This is a genomic window from Dehalococcoidia bacterium (genome assembly GCA_021295915.1).
Taxonomy (GTDB): Bacteria; Chloroflexota; Dehalococcoidia; order Lucifugimonadales; family UBA1123; genus VXRN01.
In genome coordinates this window covers 51,894-68,975 of the sequence record JAGWBK010000013.1, presented here as the reverse complement: position 1 = coordinate 68,975, position 17,082 = coordinate 51,894, and the positions used below count along the sequence as shown (strand labels likewise).

The 17,082-nt window shown below is 60.6% G+C and carries 18 protein-coding genes; 12 read left to right on the top strand and 6 right to left on the bottom strand.

What is annotated here, in order from left to right:
- The first annotated feature begins 469 nt into the window (after positions 1-469).
- The 6 genes from J4G14_05870 to J4G14_05845 all read left to right on the top strand — a co-directional run bounded on the left by J4G14_05870 (position 470) and on the right by J4G14_05845 (position 5,887).
- A complete protein-coding gene (locus J4G14_05870; GenBank protein MCE2457326.1) occupies positions 470-847 on the top strand; it encodes a hypothetical protein in 378 nt (125 codons plus the stop codon).
- The gene (locus J4G14_05865; protein ID MCE2457325.1) at positions 847-1,833 is read left to right on the top strand and encodes an LLM class flavin-dependent oxidoreductase; all 987 of its coding nucleotides are present in this window, start codon (positions 847-849) and stop codon (positions 1,831-1,833) included. The genes J4G14_05870 and J4G14_05865 overlap by 1 nt, the downstream gene beginning before the upstream one ends.
- A 237-nt stretch (positions 1,834-2,070) precedes the next feature.
- Positions 2,071-3,345 (top strand): LLM class flavin-dependent oxidoreductase, encoded by a 1,275-nt coding sequence (locus J4G14_05860; protein MCE2457324.1) that lies wholly within the window; start codon positions 2,071-2,073, stop codon positions 3,343-3,345.
- Positions 3,346-3,367: 22 nt separating this feature from the next.
- Positions 3,368-3,745: a hypothetical protein gene (locus tag J4G14_05855; GenBank protein ID MCE2457323.1), complete on the top strand. Its 378-nt coding sequence runs from the start codon at positions 3,368-3,370 to the stop codon at positions 3,743-3,745.
- A gap of 244 nt (positions 3,746-3,989) precedes the next feature.
- Positions 3,990-4,916, top strand: coding sequence for an NAD(P)-dependent oxidoreductase (locus tag J4G14_05850; protein ID MCE2457322.1), 927 nt, complete (start codon positions 3,990-3,992; stop codon positions 4,914-4,916).
- Between the two features lie 119 nt (positions 4,917-5,035).
- Entirely contained in the window at positions 5,036-5,887 is an 852-nt protein-coding gene (locus J4G14_05845; GenBank protein MCE2457321.1) for an enoyl-CoA hydratase/isomerase family protein, read from the top strand.
- Positions 5,888-6,431: 544 nt separating this feature from the next.
- Here the strand turns inward: J4G14_05845 and J4G14_05840 are convergent.
- The 4 genes from J4G14_05840 to J4G14_05825 form a co-directional block, all read right to left on the bottom strand.
- Positions 6,432-6,680, bottom strand: a complete 249-nt coding sequence (locus J4G14_05840; protein ID MCE2457320.1) for a hypothetical protein — start codon at positions 6,678-6,680, stop codon at positions 6,432-6,434.
- A gap of 110 nt (positions 6,681-6,790) precedes the next feature.
- Positions 6,791-7,597: an enoyl-CoA hydratase/isomerase family protein gene (locus J4G14_05835; protein ID MCE2457319.1), complete on the bottom strand. Its 807-nt coding sequence runs from the start codon at positions 7,595-7,597 to the stop codon at positions 6,791-6,793.
- A 149-nt stretch (positions 7,598-7,746) separates the two neighbouring features.
- A complete protein-coding gene (locus J4G14_05830) occupies positions 7,747-8,184 on the bottom strand; it encodes a carbon monoxide dehydrogenase subunit G (protein MCE2457318.1) in 438 nt (145 codons plus the stop codon).
- A 248-nt stretch (positions 8,185-8,432) separates the two neighbouring features.
- Positions 8,433-9,215 (bottom strand): glucose 1-dehydrogenase, encoded by a 783-nt coding sequence (locus J4G14_05825; GenBank protein ID MCE2457317.1) that lies wholly within the window; start codon positions 9,213-9,215, stop codon positions 8,433-8,435.
- 342 nt (positions 9,216-9,557) lie between these two features.
- Here J4G14_05825 and J4G14_05820 point away from each other — a divergent pair, with 342 nt between their 5' ends.
- From J4G14_05820 to J4G14_05795, 6 genes are all read left to right on the top strand, one after another.
- The gene (locus J4G14_05820) at positions 9,558-10,739 is read left to right on the top strand and encodes a hypothetical protein (protein ID MCE2457316.1); all 1,182 of its coding nucleotides are present in this window, start codon (positions 9,558-9,560) and stop codon (positions 10,737-10,739) included.
- Between the two features lie 148 nt (positions 10,740-10,887).
- Complete coding sequence (locus tag J4G14_05815; protein MCE2457315.1) at positions 10,888-12,072, top strand: DNA-packaging protein; 1,185 nt, start codon at positions 10,888-10,890, stop codon at positions 12,070-12,072.
- 401 nt (positions 12,073-12,473) lie between these two features.
- Complete coding sequence (locus J4G14_05810; GenBank protein ID MCE2457314.1) at positions 12,474-12,761, top strand: GIY-YIG nuclease family protein; 288 nt, start codon at positions 12,474-12,476, stop codon at positions 12,759-12,761.
- A gap of 550 nt (positions 12,762-13,311) precedes the next feature.
- Entirely contained in the window at positions 13,312-13,662 is a 351-nt protein-coding gene (locus tag J4G14_05805; protein MCE2457313.1) for a hypothetical protein, read from the top strand.
- 174 nt (positions 13,663-13,836) lie between these two features.
- Positions 13,837-14,304: a (2Fe-2S)-binding protein gene (locus J4G14_05800; GenBank protein ID MCE2457312.1), complete on the top strand. Its 468-nt coding sequence runs from the start codon at positions 13,837-13,839 to the stop codon at positions 14,302-14,304.
- An 83-nt stretch (positions 14,305-14,387) separates the two neighbouring features.
- The gene (locus J4G14_05795) at positions 14,388-15,251 is read left to right on the top strand and encodes a xanthine dehydrogenase family protein subunit M (protein MCE2457311.1); all 864 of its coding nucleotides are present in this window, start codon (positions 14,388-14,390) and stop codon (positions 15,249-15,251) included.
- A 257-nt stretch (positions 15,252-15,508) separates the two neighbouring features.
- Here J4G14_05795 and J4G14_05790 read toward each other — a convergent pair whose 3' ends face one another.
- A complete protein-coding gene (locus tag J4G14_05790) occupies positions 15,509-16,654 on the bottom strand; it encodes an aminotransferase class I/II-fold pyridoxal phosphate-dependent enzyme (protein ID MCE2457310.1) in 1,146 nt (381 codons plus the stop codon).
- 50 nt (positions 16,655-16,704) lie between these two features.
- Complete coding sequence (locus J4G14_05785) at positions 16,705-17,079, bottom strand: four helix bundle protein (protein ID MCE2457309.1); 375 nt, start codon at positions 17,077-17,079, stop codon at positions 16,705-16,707.
- Between the last annotated feature and the right edge of the window lie 3 nt (positions 17,080-17,082).

Below are 17,082 nucleotides of genomic sequence, written 5' to 3'. Positions count from 1 at the left end.
CCCGTCATTCGCACAGGACAACCCCGCACACCCCTATAAAAACGCATTGTACACACGCCCCAACCCGTATACCACCGCAGCATCCGACCTGAGCCAGTAGTGAGTTTCATATGGGCAGACTCATGCTACCGAAAGTCCCCTCTCCCTTGATGGGAGAGGGCTAGGGTGAGGGTGAAAGCGGTTTGATCTCAAATTACTTGGTATCACGTGCCTCACCTCGCATTTCTACCTTCCGCGGATTACGTAGACGTCTCCATATAGGGGAATTACGACGTTGCACGTATGTTAGCCTTACCCGGTGCTGCGGGTAAGGCCTTGGTAGTTCGACGGTAAGAGGGTAAGGTCAGATTGCATGTCTGAAATCAAGGTGTGGAACAGTGTAGAAGAGGTTCCTGTCTCTGGTACGGACCGCAACTGTTCGAGTTCTCGATAATCCTAATCAGCGATCGCCGTGTGCTAACCTGAACCCATGCTAACTCAAGAACATGCCCAGACCGCGCAAGACTTCCTCGCCGTGGCCGACGACGAATTCGCCTCAGGCGATATGCTCCAGGGCTCAGAGAAGATGTGGGGAGCGGCAGCCCACGCCGTAATGGCTGTCGCCCAGCAGAGAGACTGGCCCTTCGGAAACCACGGTGCTCTGCGTGTCGCTGTTAGGAGACTTGCCGACGAAAGCGGTGACCGTGCGCTGCTGGGTGGATTCAGTGCGTCGGAGAGATTACACGCTAACTTCTACCACGACTTCATGGAGCACGACGCTGACTTCGACTTCACCCGAGATGTCGTTCGCGACTTTGTCACCCGGATGCTCAGCCTGATGGACGAAAGCCCCAACGGCTCTGCATAATGACCCCCACCGGCATTGTCCTCTACCATGGAATCGACTCCGGACCCGAGCTCGCAGGCTACGGCCGCATGGCCGAGGACGCCGGCTTCGACTCCCTCTGGGTCACAGAGCGCTACTTCCACGAGGAGACCTCCTCGATGCTCGGGTATCTGGCAGCCACTACTGAGCAGATCAGGCTCGGAGTCGGCGTGGTAAACCCCTTCACCCGGAGCCCTGCGCTTCTCGGAATGGGCGCGGCCACACTCGACCGGCTGAGCGGAGGACGTATGATGCTCGGACTCGGTCGCAGCGACGCCGACGTCATCCACGGCCGTATGGGTATCGACTACCGCACCCCGCTGGCGCGACTTCGAGGCACCGTGTCCGCGCTCCAGTCGATGTGGGACGGAGACCGCGTCAGCGCCGAGTACGCTGGAGTGCGACTTAGCAACGTCGGACTCGCGATCCGTCCGATGCAGGAACGATTGCCGATCTACCTCGCCGCCATCGGTCCCAGGGCGCTGCGACTCGCAGGGGAGGTTGCCGACGGTGTCCTACTGAATGCCTACGCCCCGGTCGAGTACATTCGCTGGGCATCCCGAGTCGTGCGTGAGTCTGCCGAGGCCGCAGGCCGCGATCCCGCATCCATTGACATCACCTGCATGTTGATCGTCCGGCTGACCGACGACCCCGACGCGATGGTCCCAAGCCTGCAAGAACGAGTCGCTAGACTCATCGCCGAGCCTTTCACCGGAGAGGCCCTGCTTGGACACGGTGGCTTCGACCCGTCCATACTCGGCCCCGTCCGACAGCACATCGAATCAGGCGACGAGTCCGGAGCCGCGAAGTACGTCTCCGAGGAACTCGCGAGAGCCTGCTACCTGCTCGGCGACGCTACCGAGTGCCGCCGCCGAATCCAAGAGTACATCGACTCCGGCGTCGACACCCCCCTTCTCCTCCCACGCCTCGAAGCGTTCCACCAAACCTGCCAGGAACTAGCTCCCTAAGCCATCTGCCAGGCCCCCTCTCCCTTGACGGGAGAGTGTTGGAGCCTGCCCCGGACTTGATCCGGGGGTGAGGGTGAAAGTTCATCTACTTGAACTGGTATGGTCTCACTCCCAACTCCTCTCCACTCACTCCCAACCTCTCTGGAGCGCGGGCATCTTGCCCGCATCTGCACTCTCCATTCACTCCCATTACTAATATGATAAACTCGCGTCAATCTGGCACGCAGGGGGGAATCCATGTTCATCGGTCACTTCACAGAGCAGCCTTGGCAGGACGACAAGACCGGCCTGATGGGCACGCAGACCACTGACCTGAGCATCAGCAACGACGTATACGATCCAGAGGTCGGCGCCCAGCTCTACAACAGGTACCTCGACGAAAAGCTCTACGCCGAGGAGATGGGCTTCGACGGCCTGATGCTCAACGAGCATCACAGTACCCCCTTCTGTATGCAGGGTGTGACCAACATCGGCGCGTCGATTCTCGCCCGCCAGACCACCAAGGCCAAGATCGTCATCCTCGGCAACATTCTGCCGATCTGGGACGATCCCCTCTGGCTTGCCGAGCAGCTCGCGATGATCGACATGATCAGCCACGGCAGGCTCGTATCCGGCTTCGTCCGGGGCGGCGGACGCGAGAGCGTCTCCCATAACTCACCACCTGTGTTCAACCGCGAGCGCTTCGAGGAGGCCCACGACTTCGTTATCAAGGCCTGGACCGATCCCGGACCGTTCCGCTGGGAGGGCAAGCACTACCACTACCGATATGTGAACCCCTGGATGAGACCCTACCAGAAGCCGCACCCGCAGGTCTGGATTCCGTCGACGGTCAGCGTCGAGACGGTCAGATGGTCCGCCCAGCACCGCTACCCGCTGGTACTCCTGGCAACCAAGCTGGGCCCGACGAAGGACGCCTTCGACATGTACCACGACGCAGCGGCCGAGTTCGGCTACGAGTCCGGCACCCAGCACGTCTCCTACCTCTGGAAGGTCCACGTCGATGAGACCGAGGAGAAGGCAGAAGAGGTCGGACGCAAGTACCTCTCCGGCGTCTCCAACCCGTTCCTGAGCGGCAACGAAGGTATGGTCAACCCGGCCGTCATGTCACTGCCCGGCCACACCTCTCGCAGGTCACGCAGGCTTGAGGCGTCGAGGTTCGGCCCGACCGGCCGCTTCGGCACCAACCGCCGAACCTACGAGGACCAGGCCAACGACTACACCATCGTCACCGGCACGCCCGACACCGTCATCCCGAAGATCAAGCACGTGCTCGAAACGCTCCGACCCGGCAGCGTCTTCTTCTGGGACGGCGACGGCGCGATGACTCACGAGGACCAGATGCGCAGCCTCCGCCTGATGGGCGAGTACGTGATCCCAGCAGTCCGAGAGATGGGCGAAGAGCTAGAGCTCAGGGGCCCGTTCGAAGTCAGTCCATGGGACAACCAGCCAATGGAGGACACCAACGGCGCAGCCCAGCCCGCCGAGCCCGTAGAAGCCACCGCCGACGACTAACCAAGCTCCGGGCGTCCCACCAGTGCGACCCTCGCTCCCAGACACGGCCACCACCGAGTCACACCCCCTGACGCTCCTTGAGAGCGCAGGCCGTGTGTTCGCCACATTCGACGAGCGCACCCAGGACTCCGGCAACATCTCCTACGGCGTGCAGATCGACGGCCGTCGCTACTTCGTAAAGACCCCAGGCGGTCTCAACGAGGAGGGTAGGGGCGGCTTTCAACCTCGTCCTTACTTCAACTACACCGACCGCGTCGCCTCCCTCAGAAACGCTGTCTGCCTCGCCCAGTCCGCCTCTCACCACACCTTGCCCAAGCTCCACCAGGTAATCGAGTCGCCAACCGGCCCGATGCTCGTCTACGACTGGGTCGACGGCGACCTCGTCCGACGGCTCCCTTGACAGAGAGCCATTCAAGGGGACTGACAGCCAGTACGATGTTATCCTCAGGGCATGGCATGCGCCAAACACCCCAACGACCGCATCCAGTCCCTCGCCGAACTGCACACCACCTGGACAGCCGCAAACTGACCCCCTCTCCCTCAGGGAGAGGGCTGGAGCCTGCCCCGGACTAGATCCGGGGGTGAGGGTGAAAACCAAGCAGACAGACCACCCTTTTTACACTAGGAGCTAAGGAGCAACCCCAATGAAAGTAGGATTCATCGGCCTCGGAACCATGGGCGACCCCATCGCCCTCAACGCCATTCGCGGCGGCAACGAGCTCGTCGTCCACGACATCCGCCGCGAGTCGGCTACGCCCCATCTCGAATTGGGCGCAGAGTGGGCAGACACCCCGCGAGAGGTCGCCCAGCAGTCCGAGATCGTCTTCACGTCGCTTCCCGGCCCGGTCGAGGTGGAGGCCGTTGCCCTCGGCGAGGACGGACTGCACGAGGGCCTGACCGAAGGTAAGGTGTACCTCGACCTCAGCACCAGCTCCCCCGAAATGATCCGGCAGATACACGAACGTCTCGCCCCGCGCGGCATCCACGTTCTGGACGCGCCTGTGAGCGGCGGACCCGAGGGCGCACGTACCGGCAAGCTCGCCATCTGGGTGGGCGGCGACCGCGAGGTCTTCGACCGCGTCAAGCCCACGCTCGACTCGATGGGCGACCAGCCCTACTACGTCGGCCCCATAGGCGCGGGCGCGGTGGCCAAGCTCGTGCACAACTGCGCCGGGTACATCATCCAGGCCGGACTCGCCGAGGTCTTCACCATGGGTGTGAAGGCCGGTGTGGACCCGCTCGGACTCTGGCTCGCCGTCAAGCAGGGCGCCCAGGGCAGACGCGGAGCGTTCGACCGTCTCGCCGACCACTTCCTGATCGATAGCTACGACCCGCCCGACTTCGCCCTCCGTCTCGCGAGAAAGGACATGGACCTCGCCTGCCAGGTCGGCAGGCAGTACGACGTCCCCATGAAGCTCGCCAACCTGGCGCTGGCCGAGATGACCGAGGCGCTCAACAGAGGCTGGGGCGACCGCGACTCCAGGGTTGCCATGATCCTCCAGGAGGAGCGCGCCGGCGTACAGGTCAACACAACCGCAGAGGCAATCCAACAGGCACTGGACGAGGCCTAGTACCATGTCCAGGTGAAAATGACATACCATCCATCCCAATCGTCATACCGGCGAAGGCCGGTATCCAGAGTTCTCTGTAGATCTACGTATGATGAAACCATCTGGACACGGAACTAGACATGACATACGAAAACATCCTGTACAACGTCGACGAGCGGGTCTGCACCATCTCGCTCAACCGGCCCGAGAAGATGAACGCCCTGAGCTGGGCGCTGCGACTGGAGCTGCGTGACGCGCTGAAGAGGGCCGAACGCGATGGCGACGTCGGCTGCATCGTCATCAAGGGCGAGGGACGCGCCTTCAGCGCGGGCTACGACCTCACCCCGACCCAGCCGTCACCCAATCGCCCCGAGGAAGGCTACGTCTCCGAGGACGTCGACCAGCTAACCGCGCAGTACGCCCGCGACCTCGTCAACGGCCTGTGGCTTATCTGGGAGCTGACCAAGCCGGTCATCGCGCAGGTGCACGGCTGGTGCCTCGCCGGAGCGAGCGAGCTGGCCTCGATGTGCGACATCATGTTCGTCGCCGAGGACGCTCAGCTTGGCTACCCGCCGGTCAGGGCGCTGACGACCCCCGACACCATGTTCTTCCCGTGGAAGATGCCGATGAGCCAGGCCAAGTACCTGATGTTCACCGGCAAGGCCGTGTCCGGCACGGAGGCCGTCGAGATCGGCTGGGCCACAAAGGCGTTCCCCGCCGACGATCTCGACACCGAGACCGCCAGGGAGGCCAGGGCCATCGCGACCATCGCCCCCGACATGCTCGCCGCCTCCAAGAAGGCCGTGAACCGCGCCTACGAGATCATGGGCATCAGGACCGCGTTGGAGGTCGGAGTCGACTGGCAGGGACTGTCCACCTTCCGCCACACCGCCGGAGTGTTCAGCGACATCTCCCAGGCCGAAGGCCTCAGAGCCGCCCTCCAATGGCGCGACGGCCCCTTCGAAGACTACTCCGCCAGACCCAGAGAGTAGGAGTCGCAACTACCGGCCTGCTTGGATGTCTCATGCATTATCCAGAAACGCCTAACCAGTTCATTTGGCATGGTGTTGCGACGTATTTTATTGGCATCACTAATCGGTGCTGAGAGTTACAGCCCCTGTCCGTCCATCATAAGTCATCATGAAGTTTTGTAGGAACGATCTGCCTATTAGAGCGAGATGTCTCTGTCCTCCTGAAATGAGGTGCACTCCGGCGAATCTCCCGTAGACAGCAGCCCCAAATTCAGGGACATAGATCTGAGCCAAATGAAAGTTGACCTCACTTGCCCCATGCACTCCGGATACTACCTGCCGATCAGCGATGGGCAGGTCGAGGTCAATGGCAAGAGTCGAATCTATGCAACTCTCCAAAGCACCCGTGTCTACTAGGGCAGGGTATTGTCTGTCGGGCAAGTTCGGGAGTTCTGGACCATCGGGACTGTAGGTCGGGTCGAACCCAATGCTTACATACAGGGTCGGCCCGAAGCGTACTAATGAGTCGCGGCCCCGAACATCGGGGCCGTCTTCAAATCCGATGCTAACCGTCGGCATTCACAGGCCTGTATAACACGGAAGCAGGTAGTGCAATCGGGGGAGCGCCCACCTGCCTGATCAGGTAGGGACCACGACCAAAGCGCTTCACAGCATCCTCAGCAGCAGCTTCGAAAGACTCGTAAATTCCTGCTAGGTCTTCATCGTAGACCACAACCCACTTCCCGAAGTGGTCGGTCTCCAGGCAGCTGCGCATTTCTTCGTATGCGGATATTTGATCACTTAATGGAGTCATGTTGCACTCCTCCGCCGTGACGACTTAGGCGGAAACAGTAGAAGCCCCCCGATGGTGGCTCGTGGGATGTCAAGTACAGCGTAAGTGCGAGCGGATACTCCCTAGTCGCCCTACCGACCCACGTACCTTGGCTGCCGCTTTTCCACGAAGGCTCGGACGCCTTCTTTGTGGTCCTGGGTGCGGCGGGCGAGGTTTTGGGCGGGGCCGGCTAGGCGCAGGCTTTCGGCGAAGTCGACGTACAGTGATTGCTGTACCAGCTTCTTCAGTAGCGCCATCGAGTAGGTCGGGCCGCTCGCGATCTGGCGGGCGAGGTCGAGCGTCTGCTCCATGAGTTCGCCGTGCTCGACGACTTTGTTGACGATGCCGAGTCGTGCGCACTCGTCGGACTCGAGCACCGCGCCGGTGTACTGGAGCAGCATCGTGTTGCCGAGTCCGATCATCCTCGGAAGCTGCCAGCACGAGCCGTCCGCCGGGATCAGTCCGCGCCTGATGAACGTCTCCGACATCCGCGCGTTCTCCGACGCTATCCGAATGTCGCACGACAGCGCGATGCCCATGCCGAGACCCATCGCGTAGCCGTTCACGGCAGCGATGGACGGCTTCTGAAGCTCGTGAAGACGCAGCGGCACGAAGCGCACACCGTCGATCTCCTCTTCCGGGTCCGGCTCACCCAGGTCATCCCAGGCTTCGTTGAGCACGTCCCACGCCTTTCGGTCGGCGGGCAGCGCCGCCTCCTCGCTCCGAGCGCGGTTGGCGTCGTCCATCCGCTTGACGTTCGCCCCGGAGCAGAACGACGGATCGCGACCCGTCAGCACCACCGCCCGCAGGTGGTCCGAGCCCTCAAGCCTGTCCAGCTCCTGGTTAATCTCACCGGCCATCTCGTCGCCGATAGCGTTCCGCGTAGGCGGGTCGTCCATCGTAATCACCAGGACGCCGTCGATTTCCTGTTAGTCTGGACCTCTGTATCTGGGAATGTGGAATAGTGAATGGTGAATTCGGAATCTTCAGAGGGATGACCCGAGGCCTCAGCACAAAGCTTCATTCACCATTCCACACTCTCAATTCACTATTCCTCTATCTTCGTCCTCAGGCAGTCGAAGAATTGGCGCATCATCATTCGTGATGCACCGCCGAGCAGCCTCTGCCCGACACGCGCGACCACGCCGGTAACCTGCGTATCGCCCGTGACGTCGACGGTTGTCTTGCCGTCGGCTTCAGAGAAGCTGAGGTCGCCTGACCCCTGGACTGATCCGCCACGACCGCTGCCGGTCACCACCATGCGGTACGACTTGAACTCGTCGATGTCCTCCAGCCGCACCTCACCCTTGTACTCCCCCCGTACCGAAGCGACCCTGACCGTCAGGTCGATCTCATAGCTGTTCTCACCGGTGGAGCGTATCTCGTCGCAGCCCGGTATGCACGACGCCAGCACCTCCGAGGACAGCATCGACGTCCAGACCTTCTCGATGCCCGCGTCAAACGTGAATGAACCCTGTACTCTCACTTTTCAGCTTTCCTTCTACAGAAGCCCCTACTCCCTCGTTGGGCAGACAGGGGTGGGTAAACCGACAATTCGTTCGTCACCGGATCAAGTCCAGCGCAGGCTCTGAGCCTGTCGAAGGACGTCCCCATCCCCTGGATTGCCGAGCGGCGAGCCACTTCGTGGGTTCCGGCCTCCGCCGGAATGACGGGTAGAATCTCGGAGGTCTTCACCTCTTTATTTTGTGCCCCTTGGCGTCCTTCGTGGATAGATCAGTGCATCACCAGCCCGCCGTCCACGTTGAACGCCTGCCCGGTGATGTTCCGCGCTCCCGGACTCGCCAGGAACACCGCCATTGCCGCGATGTCCTCCGGCTCGTTTGACCGCCCGATCGGAATGATCTCATTGCGTTGACGTTGAAGCTCTTCGATGCTGACGCCCGCGCTCTCGGCCCTGCCGACCATCGTCGCTCTCGACATCTCTGTGATCGTCGACCCCGGGCATATCGCGTTGACGTTGATGTCGTGCTGACCGAGCTGGTGGGCGGCGATCATCGTCATCGAGATCACTGCGCCCTTGCTGGCAGCATAGGCAGCGTTGGACGTCCCAGAGTACCCCTTGCCGGCGATGGAGGCGATGTTGATTATGCGTCCGCCGTCGCCCTGCTCGATCATCTCCCTCGCAGCGCGCTGCATACTGAAGAACACGCCCTTGGCGTTGACCCTGTGGATGCGGTCCCAGTCGGACTCCTCTATATCCATGACGTACAGGTACCTGGTGACGCCGGCGTTGTTGACGATGATGTCGATCTTGCCGAACCTGTCCTTGGCGTCGGAGATCATGCGGTCGACCTGGGAGACGTCGCCGACATCGGTGTGCACCGCGAGACAGTCGCGGCCGAGGTTTCGTACCTCGATGCTGGTGTCCTCGGCATTGGCGATGTCGATGTCCGCCGCGACGATGTTAGCGCCCTCGCTGGCGAGTCCCAGCGAGATAGCGCGACCCATGCCCCTGCCGGCGCCGGTGACCACCGCGACCTTGTCTTCGAGCTGCATCTGTCGCATCTCCTGTGGCCGCCCGGCCCACCGCGACGGGCCAAATCAGCCGGGCCATAAAAGCGTCACCCCGTACTGAGATACGGGGTGGAGCGAGTGTATTCCAGCACCCAAGGGCTGTCAACGAAACTTGTACTGCCCGCACGCGGGCCCCCATAGGAGACACGTCGCGCTAAGAGCATTCCGCCTCTACTATCTGCGCTCACCCGTCATTCCCACGAAGCATGTCCCCGTGGAAACGGGGAGCGGGAATCCACACGCAGGGGTCAGGCAATCCCTTGACGCCAGACCACCACACCGGTACTATCAATAACAGAACATCAGTACTATTAGAGATCCATAATGAACCTAGCCCAAAGAATCCAGGCAAAGACAGACAACGGCGACCTCATCATAGACTTCCTAATCGAAGTCATGAGGGAAGAACGCCCCGACTTCAAGCTGTGCCACAGGCTCGACGCCGCACGGCTCCTCACGAAGTACGGCTGCAACTGCCGCGGACCCGCCACGACGGAACGTGGCCAGGCCATCGCCTTCATCCTCGACAACCCACGCGAGCCATCCCGACACAGGACAGATTCCAGCTCCCCAGACGACTCCGAGTTCGACCTCGCCCTAGCCAAGAAGATCCAAGAGTCCACCGATGATGGAGCCAAAGTCTGCCGCTTCCTGATCAACGTCATGGAAGGCCAACTCAAAGCCTTCAAACCCCACCACCGCATCTCAGCAGCCAGAGAACTCCTAACCCGAGGCTTCGGCAAACACGCAAGACAAAGACCCCCTCTCCCAGCGGGAGAGGGCTGGGGTGAGAGCCTGCCCCGTACTCGATACGGGGGAGAAAACCAGGACTACCAACCAACCCCACCCCACACCTCAAAACCAAGCCCCCAACCAACAAAATCAGAAAAATCCCCTAATCCGACAAATCAAAGTAACGTCACCCCGTACTCCGATACGGGGTCAGACACCCCCACCCCCACAGAAGACGACACCGACTGGTCAGCCTTCATCGAACTGGTCACACCAATCCTCGACGAAGACGACCGCATAAAGGCAGAACTCGCCAAACAGCACCCCGACAATCCACCCTATGAACGCGATCTCTCCGCCTACGACCAGGCATGGGAGAACTCCGAGAAGTGGTTCTACGAGTGGAAGAACTCACTGGACCCTGAAGAATACGAGGCCATCGTCGCCAGAGAACTCGGCGAGTTCAATGCAATGATCGACACCAAGATCGAACGCCGAAAGCAGATCAAAGCCGACAGAGAACGCAGAGAGAAAGAAGAAGCCGAGCGTCAGTCAGCCGTGGCGGAAGAGGTTCAGCAGTCTGAATCCACCCCGGAACCCGAACCCGGTCCTCCCACTCGCTCAAAGCACAGACGAAAGCTGATGTTCGAGCTCGGAAGGTCGATCTACATCGACTGCGGACATCCCGACTGCAGACTTCATGACGAAGACAGGGGCAGGTTCAGAGGCTCCGTCCAGTACGGCGCAGGCCCCAACTCGGGCCACTTCCCCTGACCAGGCAGTAGCTATGTCCACTAAACCCCGACTCAACGCACGTCTCGACTCCGTCTCACAGGACGACGCCCGCATCGACGCCACACTGTCGATGCGGCACACACTGCCGCCCGACCCACACCTGCGCTTCAGGTACCGCTGGCCGCTAATGGCCAGGGAGAACCAGACTCCGCCCGACGGACTCTGGACCGCGTGGATACTCCTCGCCGGACGCGGCTTCGGAAAGACACGCACCGGCGCAGAGTGGGTACGATCACAGGTCGAATCAGGCAAAGCTGGCAGAATCGCCCTTGTCGCCCGCACTCCCGCCGAGATCAGGGACACCATGATCCAGGGCGAGTCCGGCATCCTCAGCATCTGCCCTCCATGGGCAATGCCCGAGTACGAGTCCACTAAGCGAAAGCTGACGTGGCCCAACGGAGCAACAGCGTTCCTCTTCTCAAGCTACGAGCCCGACCAGCTCAGAGGCCCGCAGTTCGACGCTGCATGGTGCGACGAGCTCGCATCTTGGAAGTACCCTCGCGACACGTGGGACAACCTAGCGTTCGCCCTTAGGCTCGGCTCCGATCCCCGCTGTGTGGTCACCACCACTCCCAAGCCGGTAGCCCTACTCAGAGAGCTTGTAGCCCGACCCGACGTGGTGGTCACACGAGGCACCACCTACGACAACGAGGACAACTTGGCACCCAGCTTCTACTCCAACATCAGGGCGCAGTACGAGGGCACCCGCACCGGAAGACAGGAAATACACGCAGACCTCCTCGACCAGTCAGAGGACGCCCTCTGGGAGAGACAGTGGATTGACGACGCACGGCTAAAGACTGCTCCCGAAAGTCTTGCGCAGGTCGTCGTAGCCATAGACCCCGCGGTAACATCCAACGCCCGAAGCGACGAGACCGGCATAGTCGTCGCCGGAGTCGACTCCGACAAGCACTACTACGTCATCGCCGACGGCTCAGGCCGAATGTCTCCCAACAGCTGGGCAGAGCGAGCCATAGCCCTCTACGACAAGCACAGCGCCGACCGGATCATAGGAGAGGTCAACAACGGCGGCGACCTTGTGAAAGAGGTGCTGCGCACCGCATCCGGCCGACAGACCTTCAGGTACGTGTCGGTGAATGCCAGCCGAGGCAAGTACGCCCGAGCCGAGCCGGTCGCAGCACTCTACGAACAGGGCAAGGTCCACCACGTCGGCACCTTCCCCGACCTCGAAGACCAGATGTGCACCTGGACCCCAAAGGGCCCAGCCGACGTCTCCCCCGACCGCATGGACGCCCTCGTCTGGGCCATCACCCAACTCATCAACCGAAGAATCACCAAGATATGGGTCTAACCCCATTGCACTCCATACAACTCCACAATAGACATACCCAGACCTCCGTTCGTCACCCTCGAACCTCCATCCGTCACCCCCGGCTCCCCACTCGTCATTCCCTATCCTCCCCTAGTCATTCCCGCGAAAGCGGGAACCCACACCTCGCCTACTCACATTGTCCATCCCCACGCCCAGTAGCCATTCCTCGCACCCCATTCGATACACCCGGTACCCCAGCCCCTAATATCCACCACCCCACTCGTCAATCCCAACACCTCCACACGTCATTCCCGGCCCTCCACCCGTCATTCCTGCGGAAGCGGGAATCCACACCTCGCCCACACACCTCGCCCTTCGACACCCCCGACGCCCCATTCCGGCGAATAACGAGAGCAGAAAACACACCCTGGAGAACCAACATGAAACTCCCCTGCGTCTACATCCTTGCGAACAAACGCAATGGCACCCTATACATCGGAGTAACCTCCGACCTCATACAACGCGTCTGGCAGCACAAGAACAACCTCGCAGAGGGATTCACCAAGCGCTACAACGTCCACAACCTCGTCTGGTACGAAGTCCACGAGACCATGGAAAGCGCCATACTCAGAGAAAACGCCCTCAAGAAGTGGAGACGAGTATGGAAGATCGAACTGATCGAGAAAGAAAATCCAAGGTGGCTAGACCTCTACAAAGAGATCTGCTGATGTTGCCTCCCATACACCACTCGCAATTCCTGCCACCCCGCCCACCTTTCCCGCTGCCTCACCCGTCATTCCCACGAAGCTTGTCCCCGTGGAAATGGGGAACGAGAATCCACACCTCGTCCACTACCATCGTCCTGTTTTCGCATTCCCCCGATCGCAGAGATCCACAAAGTGGCGCGTCGCTCGGCAATCCCCCCTCACCCCACTGGACTCCCGCTTTTGCGGGAGTGACGAACTTGCAACGGATTGTGCATTTGGACCGCTGAGGACAACGACTTCGATTGACACAAGTGTTCCAATGTGGCTACGATCAAGGTAGACATTTGGCCACCCTCTAAGCAAGGTCGAGCCTACATCAGCAAGAGTAGCTTCAGATCCAAAAGCAGTGCCTGAAGAACTGTAAAGGTCGTTCCCATACGCTTGAAGACTTGGACAACTACTGTCGTATCGTCGCTAGCCTGCAGGAGACCATTTACCAGATCGACAGGGTGACGTTGCACGAGGACGGACTATTCAGTTAACGACCCTTTAGAGGATTAGAGTCAACCGGGTGAGAGAAATCGACACGGAAATACAGAATACAAAGACATCTGATGGTACGAACTCTGACCAGACCAAGTCATCGACATGGAGGGCGCCTCTCAACTTTCGAGAGTGGACCACAATCGCCGTTTCTATCACGATGGTTATTCTTGTGATATCCGTTGCGGCTTTTCTTATCGGCGCCATCGAATCACGGGTAGAAAACCTGACCTCTCGAATAAATACCACAGATCAACGAATGGAACGCCTTGAAGTCGAAGTTAACGACAACAGCGACCGAGTATCGCGTATTTCAGGCTATATCGAAGGCTATTTTGACGGATACTCAGATGCTGAATTCGATGAACAGAACGAGTAGATGGCCCAATGCTGGCTTCAGCACGTTCCAGTCCTGCTCAACCCGCATCGGGACACTCATGATCCGACCGGCAAGCTATCACCCCCCAGTAGCCCCCTCACCTCTTTGCTGATATAATCGGCCTGCCTTGCTAGAGGCGACTCCTGACACTCTTTACACACGGAGGATTTTGCTATGGGTCGCGAGATTTCCATAACCGTCAACGGCACCCAGCACACATCTGACGTCGAGCCTCGACAGTTGCTCGTCGAGTTCATCCGAGACACGCTGAACCTGACCGGCACTCACGTCGGCTGCGACACCTCCGGCTGCGGTGCCTGTACCGTCATCCTCAACGGCGCGGCGGTCAAGTCGTGCACCATCTTCGCTGTCCAGGTCGACGGCGGAGAGGTCACCACCGTCGAGGGTCTCGCCTCCAACGGCGAACTTCACCCAATACAGGAGGGTTTCTGGGAGATGCATGGTCTGCAGTGCGGATTCTGCACACCAGGCATGATCATGTCCTCGCTGGACCTGCTTGCGAAGAACCCCAACCCGTCGGAAGAGGAGATCCGGAACGGACTGTCCGGCAACTTCTGCCGCTGCACCGGCTATCACAACATCGTCAAGGCGGTCCAGTACGCCGCCGACAAAATGTCCTAGCGGCGTCCCGATAGCCTACCGATAGCGTAGGGGCAGGTTTGAAACCTGCCCGTCTACACCCCTACAAGGAGGCCGAGCCTGAGATGGTAGCATCAGCATTCGATTATCACGCACCTTCTACTGTTGAAGAGGCGCTTGCTCTTCTGAACGATGACGCCGACGCCAAGGTGCTTGCCGGCGGACACAGCCTCATCCCGATGATGAAGCTGCGACTGTCCGAGCCGAGCGCTCTCGTCGACATCGGCAAGATCAGCGGACTCAGCTACATAAACGAGTCCGGCGGCGCCCTCGCCATAGGCGGGACGACCAGCTACTACGACATCATCAACTCCGACGCCGTCCAGCAGAATGCGCCTGTTATCGCCGAGGCGGCTGCGATTGTTGCCGACCCTCAGGTGCGCAACATGGGCACCATCGGCGGCAGCCTCGCCCATGCCGACCCAGCGGCGGACCTGCCTGCGGTCATGCTTGCGCTAGGTGCTGAGATCGTCGCGACCTCAGCAGGCGGCAGCCGCACGATCTCGGCTGACGACTTTTTCGTAGACCTGTTCACGACCGCCCTCGAGCCCAACGAGATCCTGACCGAGGTCCGGATCCCGGCACAGGGCGCGGGTTCCGGCGCGGCCTACGCCAAGATGGCCAACAAGGCCTCACACTTCGCGATTGTCGGCGTTGCGGCGTCAGTTACCGTCTCAGGCGGCAGTGTGACAGCCGCGCGGATAGGGGTGACCGGCTCTGGGTCGAGCGCGTCTCGCGCCTCCGACTCTGAAGCCCGGCTCGTTGGAAGCTCCGGCGACGCCGACGCGATTCGCAGCGCGGCAGGCAGGGCATCCAACGGCATCGAGATGAACGAGGACATTCATGCCTCCGCCGAGTACCGCGAGCACCTGACCAAGGTCTACGCACTCCGCGCCATCACCGCCGCCGTGGAGCGAGCCTCCGGCTAGACTCCACAAACCCTAACGGCACCAACAACAGAGGGCGGCACAAGCCGCCCTCTTTTCGTTATTGGATCGCTGCAGAAACTTCCTCCCCCTTGCTACGGGGTTAGGTAAACCGACAATTCGTTCGTCCTGAGCTTGTCGAAGGACACCCCATCCCTCTGGATTGCCGAGCGGCGAGCCACTTCGTGGGTTCCGGCCTTCGCCGGAACGACGGTGGGGCAGGATGTGGGGATCCGACCAAGGCTGACTGCTGAGAGTCCCTAGCCCCCGAAGAAGTCTGCAAGCCTCTCAAGCGCAACTTCGTAGCGGTCCCTCGGCGAGCAGCCGTACGAGATCCTGATGAAGTCGCTCCACTGGGTACCGAAGGCCCTGCCGGGGACGGTCAACACATGGGCGTTCTCAAGCAGCTCCGACTCTAGCTCCCGGCGGTCGCTGCCGACGGCGTCGGCTCTCACCATCGCGAACAGCGCGCCGTTGGTCCTTTGCCAGTGCAGGGCAGGGGACTCGACGACGACGCTCTGAAGCATGTCGCGACGCTCGTCGAGCTCTTCGATCATGCCCATCGGGTATGCGGGCATCTGCTCCAGCGCGGCAGTCGCGGCCACCTGGGCGATGATAGGCGCGCAGATGGCGGTGGCGTCCTGCACCTTCAGCGCCTGCCTGATGAGTCCAGGGTCGGCGACCATGTAGCCTATGCGCCACCCGGTCATGCCGAGGGTCTTGGACAGGCTGCCAAGTGTGACCAGGTACTCCGACGACTCGACGGCCGACATCGGGTCGGTGTGCTCAGCGCCGTCGTAGCAGAAGACCTCGTAGGCGTCGTCGGTGATGACGTAGATGCCGCGCTCGGTGAGGCTCCTGGCAATCGCCATGACCTCGTCTGGATCGTACACCGTGCCGGTCGGGTTGTTCGGGGAGATGATCACGACGGCCTTTGTGCGCGGTGTTATGACTCTCTCGACGTCCTCCAGTCTCATCTGGAAGCCGTCCTCCTCGCTCAGAGGGATTTCCCGGACTGCCCCCTGGCAGAGCTCGATGGCCATGTGGTGGTTGAAGTAGTACGGTGAGGCTATGGCGACCTCGTCTCCCGGGTCCAGGATTGTCATCATTGTGACCATGAAAGCCTGGTTGGAGCCCGGAGTGACGAGCAACTGACTGTCAGGGTCTACCTCGACGTTGTTGAAGTCTGACAGCTTCCGAGCGAGCGCCTGACGCAGCTCCGGGATGCCAGCGTCCGGGCCGTAGGTGTGGAGTCTAGGGCCGAAGCTGTCCAGCGCATCCCTGACGGCCTCGACCATCTCCGGCGGCGGGCCGAAGAACGGCACGCTCTGACCAAGGCTGATGACGTCGCCACCGGCAGCGTTGAGCTCCGCCATGCGCGTGTTCAGCGCATCGATCGGCGGCATCGAGACCCTGCGAACGCGCTCTGGAATTGTGAGACCTCGAGACGTGACTCTCAGTTCACTCTAGCATTCTTCGTAATGGTCGTCAGAATCGCTACGATCTGATTGGACTCGTCAAGCAGGTCGCCTAAGCGCTGTTGATCAACGATCCCTGCTGCCGATAGGAGCCTGAGCCAATAGTGTGTCTCTCGCGCCTCTTTGCAGGCTATCGATATCTTACTTACAAAGTCGGCTCGACTCTGGCCAGCCTGCGCCTCCTCAACATTTGCGCCTACGGAGGTCGCAGAACGAAGCAGCTGGTTTGCGAGAAGCCGATTTACACCAGGGGTACGGTCAAGGTACTGGCAGAGCTTTAGCACTCGATGCGCGAAGGCAAAGGTTCTTTCTGGCAGATCAACATGAACTTGCGAACCCTGGGTGTTCACCATTCC

Coding starts and splice junctions, on each gene's coding strand:
- J4G14_05870 (MCE2457326.1), top strand. CDS start 470: ATGCTAACTCAAGAACATGCCCAGACCGCGCAAGACTTCCTCGCCGTG.
- J4G14_05865 (MCE2457325.1), top strand. CDS start 847: ATGACCCCCACCGGCATTGTCCTCTACCATGGAATCGACTCCGGACCC.
- J4G14_05860 (MCE2457324.1), top strand. CDS start 2,071: ATGTTCATCGGTCACTTCACAGAGCAGCCTTGGCAGGACGACAAGACC.
- J4G14_05850 (MCE2457322.1), top strand. CDS start 3,990: ATGAAAGTAGGATTCATCGGCCTCGGAACCATGGGCGACCCCATCGCC.
- J4G14_05845 (MCE2457321.1), top strand. CDS start 5,036: ATGACATACGAAAACATCCTGTACAACGTCGACGAGCGGGTCTGCACC.
- J4G14_05840 (MCE2457320.1), bottom strand. CDS start 6,680: ATGACTCCATTAAGTGATCAAATATCCGCATACGAAGAAATGCGCAGC.
- J4G14_05835 (MCE2457319.1), bottom strand. CDS start 7,597: ATGGACGACCCGCCTACGCGGAACGCTATCGGCGACGAGATGGCCGGT.
- J4G14_05825 (MCE2457317.1), bottom strand. CDS start 9,215: ATGCAGCTCGAAGACAAGGTCGCGGTGGTCACCGGCGCCGGCAGGGGC.
- J4G14_05820 (MCE2457316.1), top strand. CDS start 9,558: ATGAACCTAGCCCAAAGAATCCAGGCAAAGACAGACAACGGCGACCTC.
- J4G14_05815 (MCE2457315.1), top strand. CDS start 10,888: ATGGCCAGGGAGAACCAGACTCCGCCCGACGGACTCTGGACCGCGTGG.
- J4G14_05810 (MCE2457314.1), top strand. CDS start 12,474: ATGAAACTCCCCTGCGTCTACATCCTTGCGAACAAACGCAATGGCACC.
- J4G14_05800 (MCE2457312.1), top strand. CDS start 13,837: ATGGGTCGCGAGATTTCCATAACCGTCAACGGCACCCAGCACACATCT.
- J4G14_05795 (MCE2457311.1), top strand. CDS start 14,388: ATGGTAGCATCAGCATTCGATTATCACGCACCTTCTACTGTTGAAGAG.
- J4G14_05790 (MCE2457310.1), bottom strand. CDS start 16,654: ATGCCGCCGATCGATGCGCTGAACACGCGCATGGCGGAGCTCAACGCT.
- J4G14_05785 (MCE2457309.1), bottom strand. CDS start 17,079: ATGGTGAACACCCAGGGTTCGCAAGTTCATGTTGATCTGCCAGAAAGA.